Source organism: Microbulbifer sp. (assembly GCF_036563125.1).
Lineage (GTDB): Bacteria > Pseudomonadota > Gammaproteobacteria > Pseudomonadales > Cellvibrionaceae > Microbulbifer.
In genome coordinates, this window is sequence record NZ_DATCMV010000120.1 from 31,026 (window position 1) to 50,564 (window position 19,539).

Here is a 19,539-nt window from a genome sequence, read left to right on the forward strand (position 1 = left end):
ATTCAGACCACACAATCCGGCCAATAGGAAGGCCCTTGATTAGCGTAAAAAACCTTACCAGATTTTACGGCGAGGGGGATGCCCGCGTGACGGCCCTTGCCGGTGTATCCCTGGAAATCGACCGCAATGAGTTCGTCGCCATAATGGGAACGTCTGGCTCCGGCAAATCCACGCTGATGAACATTCTCGGCTGCCTGGACCAACAGAGTTCCGGCGACTACCTGCTGGATGGCCGCTCCGTCGGCAGCCTGGACGACGACACCCTGTCAGCGCTGCGCAACCGCCAAATCGGATTCATCTTCCAAACATTTCACCTGCTGCCACGCCTCAGTGCCCTGCGCAATGTGATGCTGCCCTTGCGCTACAGTGAGATCGGTGAGACCAGCGCCGAGCAGCGTGCCCGCGCACTGCTTGAACGCGTGGGCCTTGGCCACAGGCTTAATCACAAGCCCAATGAAATGTCCGGTGGCCAGCGCCAGCGCGTTGCGATTGCCCGCGCCCTGATCAACAACCCGAAAGTCATTTTCGCCGATGAACCCACCGGTAACCTGGACAGCAAAACATCACAGGAAATTCTCGCGCTGCTGAAGCAGCTACACCGCGACGGGCAGACCATTGTGATGGTCACCCACGAATCTGAAATCGCCGAGCATGCCGAGCGCGTGATTCGCATGAGCGACGGTCTGGTTGTGGAGGATACCCGGTGCCCGGCCTGAATTTCGCCTCGCAGATAGCGTTATTGCCCTCTTTGCAACGTGCGTTACACATGGCGCGATGGCAGCTGGCAGCCTTGCTCTGGGCCTGCCCTTTGCTAATCGCGATGCCCGTCCGCGGGTTCGAAATATCCACGCCGCTGTTGCTGTCGGGAGAGGTTCGTGCCCGTAACAGTCAACAGTTCCTTTCCCCAATGACCGACAATTGGCGGGTTGAACTACAGTGGCTGATGCCGGAGGGACAGGTGGCGGAAGCGGGCGAAATCGTCGCGGTGTTTGATGGTGCCCAATTGCAGGGGCAAATCACTTCCGAGTCCGTCGCCCTCATCACCGCAGAGGAAAAACTACAGCAGGAAACAAGCAAACATGCAGAAACCGTGCTGGAAGCTGAATATGCATTGAAACGGGAGCAGCTGCTTCTTAAAAAGGCACGTATCGACGCGGCGATACCGGACAAATTCCTTAGTAAATTTGAGTATGAGTCCTACCAGGTAGCCGTCACAGAAGCGCTAACCAGCGTACACAAAGCCGAAGAAGCGCTGGCGCAGGCACAACTTACACGGGAAGTTGCTCTCGAAAAACAGCGAATCCTCATTGAACGCTCCAAAGACAAACTGGCAATGCTAGAGCAGCGCCTGAGCGACATGAGTCTCCGGGCAGAGCGCCAGGGTCCGGTGATCTATGGCAAGCACCCCTGGACTGGTGAGCGGGTCTTCGTCGGTATGACAGCGCAACCGTCGTGGATAATCGCGGAAATACCCTCGCTGCAACACTTGTATATCGAGTCGTGGCTGCACGAGATCGATGTGGATCGAGTCGCCGAAGCCATGCAGGGCACCTTGATCTTTGACGCCTACCCAAACCAGCCACTAGGTGTCACTCTGACAACCGTCGCCACTCAGCCCGAAAAAAGAAACGGCTGGGGCCCCGGGCTCTTTTATCGCATGGAATTCACCCTTGCTGAAGACACTCCCTTTCAGCTTTTGCCGGGCATGGGTGCACGCATTGAAGTGGAGGTGAAGGAATGACAGCCCTCCCCCAACCCGAACATATCTTCCGGCCGGCACGCAAATCTCGCGGCCTTCTATGGTGCGCCGCCACTCTCGCTGCCCTCATCAGCGCCGGTAGCCTGACCGGTTGCGGTAAACCGGAAATCAATGACGCGGATGAAGCGGGCCTCCAGATTCAGGATCTCGCCATCAACGGCGAGCTGGAAGCCACCCGCTCGGTCAGGGTTGCACCGCCATCAATCTCCCGTATGTGGAACTACAGCATCGAGACCCTGATCCCGGAAAACAGCCATGTATCGGTGGGAGATCTTGTCGTAGCGTTTGATGACAAACCAATCAAGGATGCCCTCCAGGACAAACAGGCGGAACTGAAACAGGCCGAGAGTGAGCTGGAAAACAGCCAATTGCAGGAGAGCCGTACGCAGAGAGACGATGCACTGGCGATTGAAGAAAAGCGCGCGGAGCACGAGAAAGCCCGCCGTAAGTCGGAAATCCTGGATCAGTCTATGTCGCGCAATGAGCGCCAAAAAGCCCAGATTGACTACGAGATCGCGAGCAACGATCTTGAACTCGCCCAGGCCATGGCCAAGTTGCACCGCACCACCGGCGCATTGACCATCTCTCTGGCCGAACGAAAGGTGCAGCGCCTCAAACAAGAGGTTAGTGCACTGCAGGATGAAGCAGCAAAATTAAAAATCACCGCGAGTATCGCCGGGTTGGTTCAGTATGTTCCCAACTGGGAAGGTGAGAAGCCCTCGGAAGGTGACTCGGTCCGCTTTGGTCAGCCGGTGCTGGATATTTCCGACCTCAGCCAGATCCAGTTTCGCGCGCAGATCGATGAGGCCGACAAAACCCGCTTTACGGTCGGTGCGCCGGTTAACCTTGTACTCGATGGCATTGCCGGGAGCAGCCTACAGGGTGAGGTGGCGGAACTCGGCAGGGTGGTGCGCGACCGCGCGCGGGATGACCGCCGCCGGGTGATCGATTTGCGCGTAAACCTCAGTTCGACTGAAACCGAATTGCGCCCGGGCATGACCGCGGTGATCAACCTGCCGGCTGCCGATAACGCGCTTCCCAATGGGGAAATCGCCGAGGTTACGCCATGAATCGCCACGCCAGAAAATCGATCCGTTGCGCCGGTTTCCGAAAGCGCACTGCACTGCGCTGTACGGTGTCGCTGCTGTTTCCTCTGGCTACATTACTGCTGACCGGCTGTGAACGTACCGCGGAAGCACAACTGGTCCACACGGTCGACTATCGCCAACAGGCCGTATTCCTGCCCGCGCATGGCGAGCTCGAAGCCATCAACTCCACCGTGATCACCGCTCCGGTATCCGGCCCACCCAAGTTCATCGCGTGGCTGGCTCCGGAGTTCTCCAGGGTCAAGAAAGGTGAAGTGATCGTGCGTTTCGGCGGTGAACTCATGCAGGCGAACCGGCGGCAGGCGCAGGCCGACCTGGCGATCTCGCTGGAAGACCTGCGCGAAAAGGAAGGCTCTCTCGAGTCGGAGCAGAGCATGGTGATACAGGACATCCAGCAGGTCTCCGCCGAAAAGGCCTTTGCCGAGCGCTTTGCCATCGACGACGAGCGCATCAAATCCCGCCTTGAAATTCTCGACGACCAACTGGACTCACGTTATCTCGGGGCAAAACTGGACTTCCTCGACTGGCAAAAAGGCCGCTTCGCGGACACAGCGCGGGGAGAAATTGATGTGCTGTCGACTCAGGAACGCAAACACCGCGATAAGCTCGAGCGACTGGACGTCGGCTTGTCGGCACTGGAAATACAGGCCCCGCACGACGGACTGCTGACCTATGAGGCTAACTGGCGCGGCGACAAGCCCCAGGTCGGCACTCAAATCTGGCCGGGCCGGAAGGTTGCGGACCTGCCGGATATCCGGCAGATGCAGGCGCGCCTTCAGGTGGCCGATCGCGAAGCCACCGGTCTGGCCAAGGGCCAGCCCGTAACGCTGTGGCTCGACTCGATGCCCGAGCAGACATTCTCCGCGGTGATTGAGACCGTGAGTGAGGCACCGGCCACCATAGAGCGCGGCAACCCGCTGAAGTTCTACGAAGTAGTAGCCAGGTTTGACCAGCAGCAGCCGCAATTTTTTCGGCTGGGGCGAGGCGTCAGCGCAAAAATTCAGGTCAGCAATGCCAATAAGCGCCTCGAAATTCCGTCACAGTGCCTGTTTCAGGATCGCGCGGGTGCATTCGTCTACCGTTTCGTATCCGGCAACTTTCAGCGGCACACCGTCACGGTGGGCCAGCGGACGCCCACCCATGTCGAAGTGACCGAGGGGCTGGCACCGGGCGACCGCATCGCACTGTTCGATGTCGGTGCACAGACTGCGGCCGTTAGCGAAGGAGATCAGGGATGACCGACTCAACCATGTCGCCTGCAACTTCGCCACACTCATCGAACCAGAAAGAGACAAAAGCGCCCTCTGCACACGCGCGTGTGCGTGCCCTGCGCTCCAATCTCAAATCGCTGCTGGTTACCTTTCGCGAAGCACTGGTGGAATTGTCGCAACACAAATTGCGCACCCTGCTGACACTGCTGGGAATGATTTTCGGTGTGGGTGCGGTGATTGCCATGCTGAATATCGGCAAGGGCGCGGAGCAGGAAGCGCTGCGCATGATTGAGACCATGGGTCTCAACAACCTGATTGTGAAGAGCACCGATCTCGACAACAAGGATCTCTACGAACAGCGCAAGCAGTCCAGCGGACTGAGCCTGAGGGATGGTGAAGTCGCGCTGACCACCCTGCCCTTCGTGCAGGCCGTTGCCGCGCAGAAAACAATTGATACCTACGCCGTGTTAAGTGCCAGTGGCAAAAGCAACGCCAGCGCCAGCGGCGTCAACCCGGGATATTTTCAACTGACCCCCTACCAGTTGGGCAGTGGCCGTCTGCTCACGCAAGACGATGAGCGGCTGCTGGCACAGGTGGCGGTACTGGGCGAGGATGTCTCGCGGCAACTATTTCCCTCGGAGAATGCGGTGGGCCACCGCATCAAGATCAATCACCTGTGGTTTGAAGTCGTCGGTGTGCTGGATTCACCGTTCGTGAAAAACACGAACTTTGAGGGTGTTCGACTTGGTGCCGAGAGGGAGCAGATATTTATTCCGTTCGCCACCGCCATGCAGCGCTTCTCCCACAAGAAACTTTCTCCGGAAGTTACCGAACTTAAATTCCAGCTGTACCCGGAAACCGATGCGCAACAGGCCGCCCGAGCCATCTCCCACCTGCTGGATCGCCGCCACAACAGCGTGCAGGATTATGCGCTGGTCGTACCCGCCGCACTGATGGCGCAGAAGATGGAAACCCAGACCATCTTCAATATCGTGATGTCCTGTGTGGCCGGTATTTCCCTGCTGGTGGGAGGGATCGGCATTATGAATATCATGCTTGCGACCGTGCTGGAGCGCACCCGGGAGATTGGCCTGTGCCGCGCCATTGGCGCCACCCAGCGGGATATTCGCAATCAGTATCTGGTGGAGAGCTTCACCATTGCCACCCTCGGCGGATTGCTGGGGATCATCTTTGGTGTGGTGCTTTCGGAAGTTATCGCCCTCTACGCGGGTTGGGCCATTTCCTGGTCGCTGCACGCGGTCTTGCTCTCCTTCACCGTGTGCGCGGTTATCGGGCTACTGTTCGGCGTTTATCCGGCCATCAAGGCTTCGCGGCTCAACCCTATCGATGCGCTGCAGAGTGACTAATTGGTTGGCTTTCGGTGCTTAAATTCTCACAACAACGCATAACCGCTGCCATTAGATACCGCTTTTGCCGATGGGGAAGCCGGGGAAAATCACACCTTCCAGATAATACGGCGACGGTACATTTGCCACATTACCCAGTAAAACACCATCAAGCTGGATACCGCGAAAATAAGGGAGCCGGCGTAATTACCGAATACTGGCTGATAGGCATACTGGTACAACCAGCCCTTCAGGCTGGACTCACCCACAGGAATCATGATCAGTAGCCGACCCACCACGCCAGCCAACATAAACAGGGCAATGGCGTTGACACCGAAAACCAGCAGCGGTGCCAGCATACGGCGACGCTCGTGAATATCCACGAGATAATACAGACCCGCCAATAACATTGACGAAACACCGGCGGTGACCAGCACAAAACTCGGGGACCAAAGTGCCTTGTTGATCGGCACCAGCGGGTGCAGCAGCTGCCCAGCCAGCAACATCAGCGCTCCCGCCACCAGCCAGTTGCGGCACAGACGGCGCTGGCTGGCCATATCCACCCCACTATATTTCCACGCGAGCCCCGCGAGCACGCCGATCAGGCAGGTGGAAACGGCATGCAAAGTGGTCAGTACGCCTTCCGGGTCAAACGCGAAAGGCTCAGCGCTCCGATAGTAGAGGTGCTCACTTCCCAGTAGCCACTGGTCCAGCCAGGCAGAAAAATGGTTGCCAAATGCCAGCTGCCCCTGAAAAGTCTCTCCAGCCGCATTCTGGTACGGTACCAGCAGCATCAGTAACCACGGGCCCAGGCTGCACAGCAGTGTCGCAACCACCAGGCCTTTGACCGACAGCCAGCGCACCAGATAGCAGGCCATGATGTACACCAGCGCGATACGCTGCAGGACACCCAGCCAGCGGATACCCTCGATGCGATCCTCAAACCAGCTGTAAGAGGTATCCCGAAAATTGTAGAAAAATACGGAGAGGAACAATCCGAGAGCAAACAGCTTGGCAGCACGGCCCCATTGCGCGCGACCCACTGCGGGAAATTCTCCTGTGCGCCCGGAAGAGAGCACCATCGAAACACCCACCACGAATAAAAACAGCGGGAAGATCACATCCGTTGGCGTCCAGCCATGCCATTCGGCGTGGGCCATGGGAGCGTAAACATACGACCAGTTACCGGGGTTATTCACCAGCACCATACTCGCAATGGCCAACCCGCGGAGCAGGTCCACGGACATCAGGCGACCGCTGGGAACTTGCGCGAGGATGTTGTCGATATGTTGCCGGATCACATCTTACTCCTCAGGGTAGAGCAGATAGTGCTTTCGTCGCTCGCGAAACGCGGCAAGGGCGGGTTGCCACATGCCCCGGATTTCCTCCTCGCTCTTGCCGGCCATTACGGCCTTGCGCAGAGTATCGGTACCGGCGAGTTTGTCGAAAAATTTCGCGCGTGAAAAAAACTGCTCAGGCGTTTCGCCGGTGCGCTGCATCCAGTCCAGCAGCGGTGTCAGGCTGAATCGAGTACGGCTGTCGGTATCTCGCAGGTCATCACCGCTGAGCTCTATGCCCTTGTGTTTGGGATTTTCACTGGCGCCCGACACCGGTACCGGGGTAAAGCTGAATTGGCCCTGCCGATCCGCCGGATGGCCAAGTGCCTGAAACGGGAACGGCGTGCCGCGCCCCACACTCACCGTAGTACCTTCAAACAGTCCCAGCGATGGATACAGGCGAATGGATAAATCGTTGGGCAGGTTGGGAGACGGCCTGACCTGCAGACTGTAAGCCATCTGCTTGTGGTACCCGGAAACAGGAATTACTGTCAGCTGACACTTGGCTCCGTTTTCCAGCCAGCCTTCGCCGTTAATCATCTGCGCCAACTCCCCCACGGTCATACCATGTACCAGCGGAATCGGGTGCATGCCGACGAAGCTGCGGAATTGCGGATCCAGTACTGGCCCATCGACATAATCACCGTTGGGGTTCGGCCTATCCAGTACCAACAGGGGAATATCGTGGTTCGCACAGGCCTGCATCAGGTAATGCAATGAACTGATGTAGGTGTAGAAGCGCACTCCCACATCCTGGATGTCGAACAGCAGCCAATCCAGGTCCGCCAGACTTTCTTCGGCAGGCGCATAATGGCCGCCATACAGGGAGACAATCGCGAGACCGCTGGGGCCATCGATCCCATCCGCTACCGTTCCCCCATTCTCCACATTTCCGCGCACCCCGTGCTCGAGAGCAAAAATACGTTTGATCTCAACCTGCCGCTCACGCAAGTAATCGATCAGATGCTTGTCACCTACCTGCGATGTCTGATTGACAACCAGACCGACCTGCTGTGATTTCAGCAGTGGTAGATATGCGTCCGGCTGTTCAGCACCCGTGTGGATCTCCGGTGCTGCCAGCGCCCGCGCGGAAAGCTGGAACAAAAGAAACGCAATGGTGGCGGTGAATCTCAACATGACAATGCTCGGCAATTATTCTGAAAAGTGGCCGCCCCATCGGAATGTGAACGCAAACTTCCTCAGGTGTTGGCGCTGGGCGTAAAACCGGACGGCAGCTGACTACCGTTAACCGGTCACACGCCGATGTATGTCACGCTAACAGCGAGCGCAACTCGCTCTCTGCGACAGCTGCTTCGGCGAGGGTCAATACTCGTAGCGCCGGCTCCTGCCCAACACTGCGAACGCCATGCATTTCCAGGTCCTTGCGTTCGCTGGTAAAAGCAATGATGGCATCGAGGATTTCGGCGGTAATGCGCTGCCCGGGCACCAGCAGCGGGATTCCCGGCGGATACGGCACCACTTCGTCACAGGCAATACGGCCGATCAGTGCCTCTCGCCCCTCCCCCACCCACGCTAGTTTTTCGCCGCGCGCGAAGTAGGCACTGCGCGGCAGTGCATCAATACTGCTGAGTGCCGGCAGGCTCTGACCGGTGTTCTTGGCCAATTCGGGTTCGGCAAACGTGTTGTTCTGGGCATCCTCCGACAAGCGCCGCAATGCCTGCTTTAACCGCAGCACTTTGCTTTCTGTGGTGCCGATGGTGACGAGGAATGACAGTGTGTTGTGGGTGTTTTTCTCTACCTGGATACCAAACTCGGTAAACAGTCGCGCCTGTGCCGCCGGTGCGGACACCCCCGCACACCCCACATCAATGGTGACCTTGGTGGGATCGAGGCGGATACCGTCCGCAGCGAGCACCTCACCACAGAGGTCATCTGCGCCCAGACTGCGAAACACCGTGGCATCGTCCACATGGCGCCGGATTTCATCCGCGAATGCCAGGGTTCGACTCAGCACCGAATAGCCCTCGATGCTCATCTGTTTGCGGGCGACATCCAGGCTGGCAATCATGCCGTACTGCGGGCTGGTAGACGTGTGCATATTGATGTCTTCACGGAATCCAGCCGCATCAAATTCCGCCCCCCCGGCGTCGTCCATAGTTTGTTTGCGCCAGGAAAAATCTCCCACATGTATCATGCTGGCCTGTGAGAACGCGGACAGCATTTTGTGGGTGGACTGTGTGACGAAATCCGCCCCGCACTCGAGCGCCGTGGGCCTCAGTTGCGGATGGAAGCGACCGTGGGCATACCAGGCCTCATCGATCAGCACGAACAGTCCTGCGGCATGGGCGCGCTCGATGATCGGCTTGAGGTCGTACCGCAACCCATCGTAGGTACACGAGGTAAGCACCAGCAGGCGCGCGCCGGGGTTGGCATCAATCGCGGAAAAAATCTCAGACTGCGGAACCGGGCCGTAGATACCGTAGCGCTGGTTAACCGAAGACTCGAGATACACGGGCAATGCGCCACTCATGATCATCGCGTGATGCACGGACTTGTGGCAATTGCGGTCAACAATCACCCGGTCGCCAGCGCGCAACAGGTGCTGTAGAACAATCTTGTTCGACGTGGAAGTGCCGTTGGTAACAAAGTAACTATGCGTTGCGCCGAATGTTCGCGCCGCACTCTGCTGTGCCTGGCGGATGACGCTGATAGGGTCCATCAGCGAATCGAGCATCTTTACACTGACAGACAGATCCGTGTTGAAAATATGCTCGCCCATAAAGCGGTAGAAATCCGCAATCCACGGACTGCCGCTGAGACTGTCACCACTGGAATGGCCCGGCGTGTGCCAGGAATCCTTTGCCGCATACACATATTCCCGCAGCGCATCGGCAAATGGAGTGCTTATTCGCTCCAGCAAAATTCGCCGCAGGGTACGGTAGACAACACCGTAATTGGATTCCGCGCGGGAAATGACACACTCAAATTCATCCACCCCGGGGGTGTCGGCACCGGTCAGCAATACGCAATCGATTTCCGCCCGCTGCCCGCGTAACAATCCGCGCACCGCAGCCACGTCTTCCGCCTGCGTGCCGGCATCGTCCAGCACCACTACCTGGGTTTCACCGCACGCCAGGTAGCCGGTCAAGCCATCAGCGTGTGTGTGCTGGAAATCCAGCGCCACCGGTGCTTCGGCATCGTTGTCGGCCAGGGGCTGAAGTTCCGCCACCCAGCGCTGTCCAAAATCGGGATCGGAAGTGACCAATAATACTCGGCAATTATTCTTATTCATTTTCGCCTCTCTATCACAACATCAGGTAGCCGAGGGCAATAAAGCCCAGCGCACTGATTGCGCCTGCCTGCAGGGCATAAGGTAACTGGGTGCGCACATGCTCGATATGCTCGGTACCCGCCGCCAGTGACGACACAATCGTGGTATCGGAAATCGGTGAACTGTGGTCGCCGAAAATCCCCCCGGAAAGCACCGCGGCTACGAACAGTACCGGATCAGCACCCAGCGCTCCCGCCACCGGAATGGCGATGGGAAGCATGATCGAAAACGTGCCCCAGCTGGAACCGACGGAAAACGCGATCACGCCGGAAACCAGGAAAATCACCACTGGCAGTAGTCCAACCGGGATGGAATCCCCGACCAAGCCTGCCACGTACTGGCCCGTACCCAGTGCCTTGGACACGGCACCCAGGGCCAGAGCCAATACCAGAATGATCGCCAGCGGCAACATGCGCCCGGCGCCTTCCATCCAGGTGTGACTCAGTTCGTCGAGGGTCATGCCGCGCTGCATCAATACCAGTACCGATACCGTGGCCAGTGCGGTCAGGGATGCCCACAGTACCGAAGTCGAGCCCGAGCCCTCGAATATTTTTCCATCACCGGTAATCCACAGGAACAGCGGCATTGCCAGAATCAGTACCAGTACCGGCAGGAACATATTCAGGGCGCGGGGCTTGATGTGGCTTTTTTCACCAAAGCTGTTTTCTGTAGTGCTGCTGGAAATATTGATCCCATCGATATCCCCACCACTGGTGCGAGCCTCGGCTGCCGCCATAGGCCCGGGGTTGTAGTTGCGGGCAATGGTGTAGGCGGTGAGCGCCACAGCGGTGATCGCATAAAGGTTTAGGGGAATACTGGCCAGCAGTACCTTCAGTGGATCTTCCACACCCAGGCCGTCCAGCAGGCCGAGGTTGAAGGCACCCCAGGCATTGAGGGGAATCAACATGCACACCGGTGCAGACGTCGAATCGATGATATAGGCCAGCTTTTCCCGCGCGATGCGATAGCGATCGAACAGCGGGCGCGACACCGTACCGGCCACCAGCACAGTGATGTTGGATTCGATAAAAATCACGATCCCCACCAGCCACGCCATCCACTGCGCGCGAGCACCGTTGGTCACCCAGCGGATTCGCTCGAGAAAGTGCACAAAGCCACTGACTGCGCCACTGCGCTCAAGGGTGACGATAAAGGCCCCGATCACCAGGGTGAACATCACCACACGGGCATCACCGGCATTCGCCAGAATAGCCAGTACGCCATCCAGCGCTTCCGCCAGTGATGAAAAAAAGCCGGAGCCATTGAGCAGGAAAAATCCCAGCCAGATTCCGGCAAACAGTGCCAGGTAAACCTGTCGGGTGAGAAGCGCGAGTCCGATGGCAATAAAGGGGGGAAGAAGTGTGAGCCAGGAAAGTTCGGTCATGAGACGGTCATTCTTTTTTTGGTTATATCTTTCTGGGTGACCTGATACCAGAGATAGCAGGCCTGAAGATGTGGTGGCGCCCGGAGTCTGCACTGCGGGCGCCCATCTTCGAAAATCTACCTGGGTGAGCTTATACCACCACTTGGTCCCGCAACACCAGTGTGCCGGCATCGCCGTCGAGCTCCGCCATCGCACCCACCGGCACTACCGTCTGGTCTTTTACATGACCAAACATCAGCCCCCGCACCACCGGTACTCCCAGATCGGCACAGCGTTCGCGCAGCACGTGCTCCATGCTGAATGTATTGCCATCGGAATCGGCCTCGGTGAACTTGCCAAAAGCAATTCCTGCCACCTGCTGCAGTTTGCCGGCCAGCCACATCTGGGTGAGCATGCGATCCACCCGATAGGGCGCCTCCCCCACATCCTCCAGGAACAGAATTTTACCGCGATAATCCGGGCAGTAAGGGGTACCGAGAAGGCTGGCCATCAAGGTGAGGTTGCCGCCGATCAGACGTCCGCGCGCGCGACCACCGGCAAAGCGGGTAATACGATTTTCTTTTTCGACCCGCCCCGGTGCGGCATCCTCGAAAGGCGGCGGCGCACCCAGCAGCACCGGTCGCTCCCCGTGAGCGAGTACTTTCTGGTACTCGCTGTAGGTGTAATCAGTGAAATTTTGTGCGGCGATCGGGCCATGGAATGTGACCACGCCACTGCGGTGGTAGATCGCATTCAACAGTGCGGTGATATCACTGTATCCGAGCAATACCTTCGGATTGCGGCGTATTCCGGCGTAATCCAGCATTGGCAGGATACGCGGCGTACCATAACCACCGCGCAGACAGAACACGGCGTCAACCTCTGGGTCGGCAAACATCGCGTTGAAATCCTGGGCACGCGCGGCATCCGGCCCCGCCAGATACTGGCTCCTGCGGTAGAGGTTTTCCCCCTCTTTTACCTTGAAGCCAAGGGAGCGCACTACATCGCTGGCAAAGCGGATGTCCTCATCCTCCCACGCATTGCTTGCGGGGGTTACCAGGCCTACCGTCATACCTTTTTGCAGTCGCTTGGGACGTAAAAGGCCTTTGCCAGAATTATCGGCACTGAAACCCGTTTCATCTGCAGCCACCGCACTCGCGCCAAGCGCTTCGGATCCTGCCGCGGCCATAAGTGGTGCAGCGATTAGGGACTTGATCAGTCGGCGCCTTTGCATGGGATGTTCTCTTAATTATTCGATAATGATTTTATGGTGTTGTTCCGGTTTAGAGCGCTACCGCAGAGAGAGCGGTAGTGGCCCGGGAATCGTCCAGCTCTTTTTCTGGCAATACTTTTTCAAACCGCAGATCGTGGAAATCGTAGCTGAAATCAATCCCCCGTGACTTGGGCTGCATGGTCAACAGCAGATTGCCGGTTTCACTGCGATCCGCCGTCATCCAAGCATCCGCGTCGAGGCTGCGATCATCCCAGTACAGCGCCCAAACACCGTCGCCCGATGGCGTGAGCGTTCCGCTGAGACGTGGAGATTTCAGCGCGCGCCAGCGCAGCTGCTCGCCCTCCCGGGCAATTTCCATATCGCCGAACCACGGGTCACGGTAGCGACCAGTAAGCTCACTTTCGGTAACGGCGGTAAATCCGACCGGCGCTGCCAGCGCTTCCGGCTCCACGGCATCTGTTGGTGCGCCGTAAAGATCCTGGAAATAGGCCAGCCAGTCACGCTCGGGCGCGCCCAGATAGGGTTTCAACAATCCATAGATCAGTGCCTGACGTGCCGCGCCCGCACTGCGGTTCATCAGCACTACCAATGCCAGATCCTCTTCCGGCACCACTGCCGCCCAGGCGTACATACCGGACAGGGAGCCGGTGTGGTGTATGACCTTTTTGCCGTGCATATCCTGCACCCGCCAACCGAGGGCATAGGCATAAAAATGTCCACCATCTCGCTCGGCACGCTCGGGGGAAAAAGGCATCAGGGTTTCCGGGCGCCACAAGCGGTCGCGGGTCTCGGTACTGAGCAGGCGTTCCCCTCCGGGAATTTGTCCACCGTCCAGCAGGGTGCGCAGCCAGGTGAGCATATCGCCGGCACTGCAATGCATACCGCCAGCTGCGGCCAGTACAATGGGCTCGAAGCCCGCGAGATTAGGAGTGTCCACTACCAGTTTTGCCTCCCCGTCCGCCGCATCTTCCAGGCGATGTGGATCCGCGAGATTGTCGCGGGCGTCCGCAGGTACCGGGCCAGCATAGCAGTGATCCAGCCCCATTCTCGCCAACAGGCGCTGCTGTACGAAATCCTCGTAACTCAGGCCGGAGATCTCCGCCACCAATTCACCGGCGACGATATAGAGGAGATTGTCGTAGGCGTAATCCGCACGAAAGCTACCGGTGATCGGCAGATGTGCGAGGCCCGCGAGTACATCACTGCGGGAATACTGGTTGGGCTGTGGCCACAGCATCAGATCGCCCGCACCCGGTCCGAGACCGGAACGGTGGGTGAGGAGATCGACCACGCGAAATTCACGGGTCACCCACGGATCGGCGAGCCGGAAATTTGGAAGATAGTCCACCACGCGCCCGTCCCAGTCCAGCTTGCCCTCCTCCACCAGCAAACCAAGCGCAGCAGTGGTAAAGGCTTTGCTGGTAGATGCCAGCTTGAAGAGCGTCTCTCCGTCCACGGGATGCGGGTTGTCTACGTTGGTTACACCAAACCCCCTCAGCAATACCGGCTCGCCACGGTGCCAGATACCCACAGCGGCTCCGGGCACCCGTTCTTCCTGCAGAACCCGCTCGACATAGTTTGCCGCACTCTCGCCATCCAGCGCGCTATCAGGGGCTGGTCGATTGCAAGCTGATAGCAACACCGCGGCTACGGAACACAAAACAGTCAATATGGGACGCATGAGGTTATGACCTCCGGTGTTATTGATTGAACAAAACAAGGAACCACTACGGGCTTGACGCAACGAAAACATCAGAATAATTTATCAACCGTGGTTTTTTAAGTAAATAATAAATTATTCCGAATTTTGCCGGAATCACACACGCCACTACGGAGTTGCCGTGAAAAAATCCTATTTCAACCTTAAAGCGCTGATTGCTTCGGCCGCCTGTGCACTGGCAGCGCAGGCGTTCAGCGCAGACCTGAATCAAATCCGGCAAAAAATTGACCGCGGGCACTACCAGCTCGCCAAGAGCGAGATCCAGGCACTGGCCGCGAAAACCGGATCAATGGAAGGCAAAGCAACCATGGACGACCGCATCACAGCCTCGGCCAACGCAGATACATCGCTGAGTGAGGCGCTCGCTTTCGAGGCCGAGCGTATGCGGCGCATCGAGATGGAATTTACCATCAAGCCGGAAGACCTGCTGGAATCCATACGCCGCTATATTCCCGATGCCACGGATACCGATATTCAGGCCTGGGACAGCGCTGGCCTGCTGGAATACATGACCATTGATGGCGAACGCCGTTATTTCCGCAAGGCTGCCTACAACCTGGTACACATTTCTGACGCAGCTGCAGCGCGCACCACCGATTACAAACGCTTTACCGAAAAGGCCCCGCTGTATCAGCTGCACTCGCATCACCGCGAAATCATCGCGGCAAAGTCGCCTCAGCGGCAGCGCATTGAGGTGGAGTATTCCCTGACTGTAAACGCCGACGCAGTTCCAGCAGGAGAAACCGTGCGCGCCTGGCTGCCCTTCCCACAGCATTTACCGGGGCTTCAGGAAAACGTCTCCTTGATCAGCAGCTTACCCGAAGCGCACCAGCTGGCGCCGGCAACCCAGTCACAAAGGACCATCTATCTGGAAAAAACTGCCGCAAAAGGACAACCAACTGAATTCCGCATTCGCTACGCGTTCGACAGCCTGTCTCGCTACACAGCAATTGACGCAGGCATAGTCCAGCCCGTAACTGGCGAAAATCTTGAGGAATTCCTCAGCGAGCGCGCACCGCACATCCAGTTCACAACGGAACTGCAGGCCCTTTCACAACAAATCGTCGGCGACGAAACCAACCCCTACCGTATCGCGCAGAAATTGTTTGCGCACGTGGACCAGATTCCCTGGGCGGGCGCACGGGAATACTCCACCATTCGCAACATCAGCCAGTATGCTGCCGAAGCAGGTCATGCGGACTGTGGCCAACAGACGCTGCTGTTGATGACACTGCTGCGTATGAACGGCATCCCCGCGCGCTGGCAGTCGGGCTGGGAGTTCGCACCGCAGGGATTTGACACCATGCACGACTGGGGAGAGTTCTACCTCGCCCCCTACGGCTGGCTGCCGATGGATGTCACCCATGGTTTACTCGAAAGCGACAGTGAGGCAGAGCGCTGGTTCTATCTGGGCGGCATCGATAGCTATCGCCTGATTTTCAACAGCGACTACAGTCGCCCCCTGGTGCCGGCAAAACAACATTTTCGCTCGGAGACGGTCGACAACCAGCGAGGGGAAGTGGAGTGGCGTGGCGGCAACCTGTATTTCGATCAGTGGGACTACAACCTGGCTTGGAAACTGGTTGCACCACAGCAAAGCGCACAGCGTTGATACGTCCCCAAACAAAAAAGCCGCTGACCTGGGTCAGCGGCTTTTTTGTTTGCGACTTCTGCATCAAGAATTCTTCTTCAGGGCTGGCCTGTCGCTAGCCTTTCTTGCTCAGTAAACCGCTGATCAGCCCCTCAATAACATGCAGCTGCGCAGAGCGAAACAGCAATCTCTGCAGATCCTCCTCGTCATCCGATGGAACCACATACAGGCGAATATCCGAGTGAATACTGGCAGCGTTGTAGTTGTAGCGAGTAAGGCTCAACACCTTGACCCCATGCTCACGAGCCCGGTTAGCTACGTCCACCAGCGACTCCTCGCCGCCAAAGTCGCACAGGATACACAGCAGGTCATCATCCCGCAGGGAATTGCTAATACGCTGCTGAAGCTTGCCGCCTTCATCGAAAACCGCCCAGCAACCAAGCTCCAGCAACTGATGCGCAAGGTAACGCGCAACAGATACCGAACCCGGACAGGCCGAAATCTGGATACAGCGTGCGGCACGAATGGCCTCCACCGCTGCAGTTAGCTGATCAACCTCGTTGATACTGACGGTATTTTCCAGCACCTCGAGCTTTTTCTGGCCCAGCTGGCTGAGCGGACTGGCAGTGGACGCAAATGCTCGCACCGGCTCATCGCCACCGCCAATACCGGCACCGGCATAGGATTCATACACCGCGAGTTTCAGGCTCGGGTACCCACGATAGCCAAGCTTCTGGGAAAACTTCACCACACTGGACTGGCTAACCCCGACGGCATCCGCCAGTTGCGAGGACGAGTAGTCGCGCAGCAACTGCGTATTTTCCAAAATGAAATCCGCCAGCTTGCGCTCGTTTACCGACAACTGATCGCGCATCGCGCGCATTTTCAAAAGACAGGTCATGCTGTGCCGTCCTGCTCTGCGATGCTGGTGTTACACCAGCAATTGCAGGCCCTCAATTTTTTCAATGCCCAGGCCGGGCGTTTCGTTGAGAATGATATCCGCATCCCGGTAAGTCGCGCCACCAACCACCGGGTCAAATTTGCACAACGAGGGCACGTCGAGATCCAGCTTGGTTACCACCGGGGCCTTTGCTGCCGCCATATGTGCCGCGGCAGAGACGCCGATACTGGTTTCCAGCATACACCCCACCATGCACTCCACGTCGTAAAGCCCGGCAAGATCGGCAATTTTCAGGGCATTGGAGATACCACCGGTTTTCATCAACTTGATATTGATAATTTCCGCCGCCTGGCGCTGGATCACATCCAGCACGTCATGGGGTCCGAAAATACTTTCATCGGCCATGATCGGGGTTTTAACCCGCTCAGAGATATATCGCATCCCCTCCAGGTTGTTGGCCTTGACGGGCTGCTCTACCAGCTCCAGCAATACCCCGGCCTCTTCCAGGCCGCGAATTGCCATCACCGCCTGCTTGGGGCTCCATCCCTGATTGGCGTCAAGACGCAGAATCGCACGACCTTTCACTGCGGCGTAAACCGCCTTGATTCGCTCGATATCGAGACCAATATCCTTGCCCACCTTGAGCTTCAGGATTTCAAAGCCGCGCTCTACCGCGCGCTCCGCATCTGCCACCATTTTATCGATGTAATCAACACTGATGGTGATATCGGTGGTGAGGCTGCTCTCACCGCCCCCCAAAATCCGGTACAGGGGGGTTTTGTAACTCTGTGCAAACAAATCGTAGAGCGCAATCTCCACCGCGGCCTTGGCACTGGTGTTGTTGATCATAGCCCCCTGGATCTGCCGCGTGAGACGGTTCAGATCCGCCACATCGCGCCCGAGCAATAGCGGGGTAAATATACTGCGCACGGCCTCGATAACGGAGCCGTGAGTGTCTCCGGTAATCACTGCTGTCGCCGGCGCATTGCCGTAACCGATATGGCCAGTATCCGTTTCCAGCATCACGATGACATCTTCCACACACTCAACCGTGCGCAGTGCAGTTTTAAACGGAGTAACCAGGGGCACCTGCAGCATGCCCAGTTTTACGTCAACAATCTTCATGGCGATACCGATCAAATAATTGTCTTTATTGCATAAATGCCATCAATGAAGCTCTTTTCCTTACTGAGCTGCAGTGGCTTCAAAGGTGTTACCGATACTCCGGACAAAGTGCCCTGGTAATAGGATTCATCGCTCCGGTAATAACTCAGTCCGGTAACGTCGTGAATGACATACGGCTCACCATCCACTTCGCCGATATACATCATCACATGCCCGGGAATGTAGATGAGGTCACCAACATTCAAATGCTCAAGCGCCTCGGCTCTTGCGGCATGATCTTCAGGTGCAAATCGCTTGGTCGGGGCAAAACCGCTGCTCCCCTGCTGTCCAGAATTGCGCGGCATCAGAATTCCGAATGACTTGTACACCTCACCGACGAACCCTGTGCAATCGCGACCGTTGTAGTCGTGCCCCCAACCGTAGCGCTCCCCCAGGAATTTGAACGCCTGCTGCAATACCAGCGACGGGTGGTACTCAAGCTTCCCCGGGGTGACATCCTGTGCCCGCCCGATAAGGGTCGGTTCGAACTCAAGATTTCCACTGTCACCGCGTACAGGCAACGAGACAATGTGGCTGGCATACGGATTTTGCCCATGCACATTGTGGCCAACGTCAGCGGCACTCAACAGCGGCAGCGAAACGCCCATATCGAGAACAACTTCGGAAGTGCGCGCTTCCTCAGGATTGAAATTTGTGCGCACTTGAGCACCGGTTACCGTAAGCCGCGGCTGTTTATGGAACCAGCGGTTGATTTCATCGCGCTCGCCGACGGCTACTGCACGCTTCGGTATCCAGGCCGCGTAGTGATAATTCACCGCGAACCACCATTCCCCGTCTGCGCTTTCATGCAGGATCGCGAGACGCTGCCCCGGAAACGCGCCGGTCTCCTGAAATCGATCCAGATCCTGGTCATCGATATTTTTCAGTATGCGGCGTTGGGTCGGAAAACTGCGCATGCTCACACGCTCGACAACCAGCCCCCACTGCACTGCAACGTCCTCCGGCAGCGCCTCCCGATCTACCGCCTGCGCAAGTTCTGCATAGTCTGCAGGCTCAACGCTGCGTCCATCAGGAAATACCCGTGGAGAGGATGCGGGCTGACTAACTCGGTCAATCAGCGAAACCACTTCTGCCTTCGACATAACACTCGGGAAGTCGTCCAACTGAAACATGTTCGGGTCGCTGGAAAAACTTGCGGCATTTAGATCATGGATCTGAGACTCGGACAAACGTACAAGATCATCGATCAGGCGATGCTGCCAAAACCCCACCCCCAACATGGACTCAGTAACACCTGGCACATCGCTGACATATTCCGGCACTGAGATCGAAGCAAGGGATGTTACGTACGATCCAGCTGCACTCTGTGGAGTCTGATCACAAGCAGAAAGTGCGACGACGGCAACAGCTGCCCCCAACAGGCAGACAAATATGTTTTTAATTTTCATCAGGGAAAACCCTTTAAGCCCTTGGAACGCCAGACTTTCTTTACGAGCACATATTTTAACCTAACACCTCACCACCAAAGAATAATTTATTCAAAAAAAATTCTCT

The 19,539-nt window shown here is 57.2% G+C and carries 15 protein-coding genes; 6 read left to right on the top strand and 9 right to left on the bottom strand.

What is annotated here, in order from left to right; genetic code table 11:
• Nucleotides 1-35: 35 nt before the first annotated feature.
• From VIL80_RS10000 to VIL80_RS10020, 5 genes are read left to right on the top strand one after another with little or no spacing between them, the layout of a single operon-like run.
• A complete protein-coding gene (locus VIL80_RS10000) occupies nt 36-716 on the top strand; it encodes an ABC transporter ATP-binding protein (protein WP_332035970.1) in 681 nt (226 codons plus the stop codon).
• On the top strand, nt 704-1,741 hold the full coding sequence (locus VIL80_RS10005; RefSeq protein ID WP_332035971.1) for an HlyD family secretion protein: 1,038 nt from the start codon (nt 704-706) through the stop codon (nt 1,739-1,741). Before VIL80_RS10000 ends, VIL80_RS10005 begins: the two co-directional genes overlap by 13 nt.
• Nucleotides 1,738-2,829 (top strand): HlyD family secretion protein, encoded by a 1,092-nt coding sequence (locus VIL80_RS10010; protein ID WP_332035972.1) that lies wholly within the window; start codon nt 1,738-1,740, stop codon nt 2,827-2,829. The genes VIL80_RS10005 and VIL80_RS10010 overlap by 4 nt, the downstream gene beginning before the upstream one ends.
• On the top strand, nt 2,826-4,103 hold the full coding sequence (locus VIL80_RS10015) for an efflux RND transporter periplasmic adaptor subunit (RefSeq protein WP_332035973.1): 1,278 nt from the start codon (nt 2,826-2,828) through the stop codon (nt 4,101-4,103). Before VIL80_RS10010 ends, VIL80_RS10015 begins: the two co-directional genes overlap by 4 nt.
• Complete coding sequence (locus VIL80_RS10020) at nt 4,100-5,443, top strand: ABC transporter permease (RefSeq protein WP_332035974.1); 1,344 nt, start codon at nt 4,100-4,102, stop codon at nt 5,441-5,443. The genes VIL80_RS10015 and VIL80_RS10020 overlap by 4 nt, the downstream gene beginning before the upstream one ends.
• Before the next feature lie 89 nt (nt 5,444-5,532).
• On the opposite strand, the gene VIL80_RS10025 is transcribed toward VIL80_RS10020, so the two are convergent.
• The 6 genes from VIL80_RS10025 to VIL80_RS10050 all read right to left on the bottom strand — a co-directional run bounded on the left by VIL80_RS10025 (nt 5,533) and on the right by VIL80_RS10050 (nt 14,329).
• A complete protein-coding gene (locus VIL80_RS10025; RefSeq protein WP_332035975.1) occupies nt 5,533-6,723 on the bottom strand; it encodes an acyltransferase family protein in 1,191 nt (396 codons plus the stop codon).
• 3 nt (nt 6,724-6,726) lie between these two features.
• Nucleotides 6,727-7,896: an exo-beta-N-acetylmuramidase NamZ family protein gene (locus VIL80_RS10030; protein WP_332035976.1), complete on the bottom strand. Its 1,170-nt coding sequence runs from the start codon at nt 7,894-7,896 to the stop codon at nt 6,727-6,729.
• 133 nt (nt 7,897-8,029) lie between these two features.
• Nucleotides 8,030-10,012 carry an aminotransferase class I/II-fold pyridoxal phosphate-dependent enzyme gene (locus tag VIL80_RS10035; protein WP_332035977.1) on the bottom strand — a complete coding sequence of 661 codons (1,983 nt, stop codon included), beginning with the start codon at nt 10,010-10,012 and terminating at the stop codon, nt 8,030-8,032.
• Nucleotides 10,013-10,025: 13 nt separating this feature from the next.
• The gene (locus VIL80_RS10040) at nt 10,026-11,435 is read right to left on the bottom strand and encodes a Na+/H+ antiporter NhaC family protein (RefSeq protein WP_332035978.1); all 1,410 of its coding nucleotides are present in this window, start codon (nt 11,433-11,435) and stop codon (nt 10,026-10,028) included.
• Nucleotides 11,436-11,565: 130 nt separating this feature from the next.
• On the bottom strand, nt 11,566-12,648 hold the full coding sequence (locus VIL80_RS10045; protein ID WP_332035979.1) for a S66 peptidase family protein: 1,083 nt from the start codon (nt 12,646-12,648) through the stop codon (nt 11,566-11,568).
• A gap of 49 nt (nt 12,649-12,697) precedes the next feature.
• The gene (locus tag VIL80_RS10050; RefSeq protein ID WP_332035980.1) at nt 12,698-14,329 is read right to left on the bottom strand and encodes a serine hydrolase; all 1,632 of its coding nucleotides are present in this window, start codon (nt 14,327-14,329) and stop codon (nt 12,698-12,700) included.
• Between the two features lie 160 nt (nt 14,330-14,489).
• On the opposite strand from VIL80_RS10050, the gene VIL80_RS10055 reads away from it, so the two are divergent.
• Nucleotides 14,490-15,980: a transglutaminase-like domain-containing protein gene (locus tag VIL80_RS10055; RefSeq protein ID WP_332035981.1), complete on the top strand. Its 1,491-nt coding sequence runs from the start codon at nt 14,490-14,492 to the stop codon at nt 15,978-15,980.
• 94 nt (nt 15,981-16,074) lie between these two features.
• On the opposite strand, the gene VIL80_RS10060 is transcribed toward VIL80_RS10055, so the two are convergent.
• From VIL80_RS10060 to VIL80_RS10070, 3 genes are read right to left on the bottom strand one after another with little or no spacing between them, the layout of a single operon-like run.
• The gene (locus tag VIL80_RS10060; RefSeq protein ID WP_332035982.1) at nt 16,075-16,860 is read right to left on the bottom strand and encodes a MurR/RpiR family transcriptional regulator; all 786 of its coding nucleotides are present in this window, start codon (nt 16,858-16,860) and stop codon (nt 16,075-16,077) included.
• A 30-nt stretch (nt 16,861-16,890) separates the two neighbouring features.
• Nucleotides 16,891-17,985, bottom strand: a complete 1,095-nt coding sequence (locus tag VIL80_RS10065) for a dipeptide epimerase (RefSeq protein WP_332035983.1) — start codon at nt 17,983-17,985, stop codon at nt 16,891-16,893.
• Nucleotides 17,986-17,996: 11 nt separating this feature from the next.
• Complete coding sequence (locus VIL80_RS10070) at nt 17,997-19,433, bottom strand: NlpC/P60 family protein (RefSeq protein WP_332035984.1); 1,437 nt, start codon at nt 19,431-19,433, stop codon at nt 17,997-17,999.
• Between the last annotated feature and the right edge of the window lie 106 nt (nt 19,434-19,539).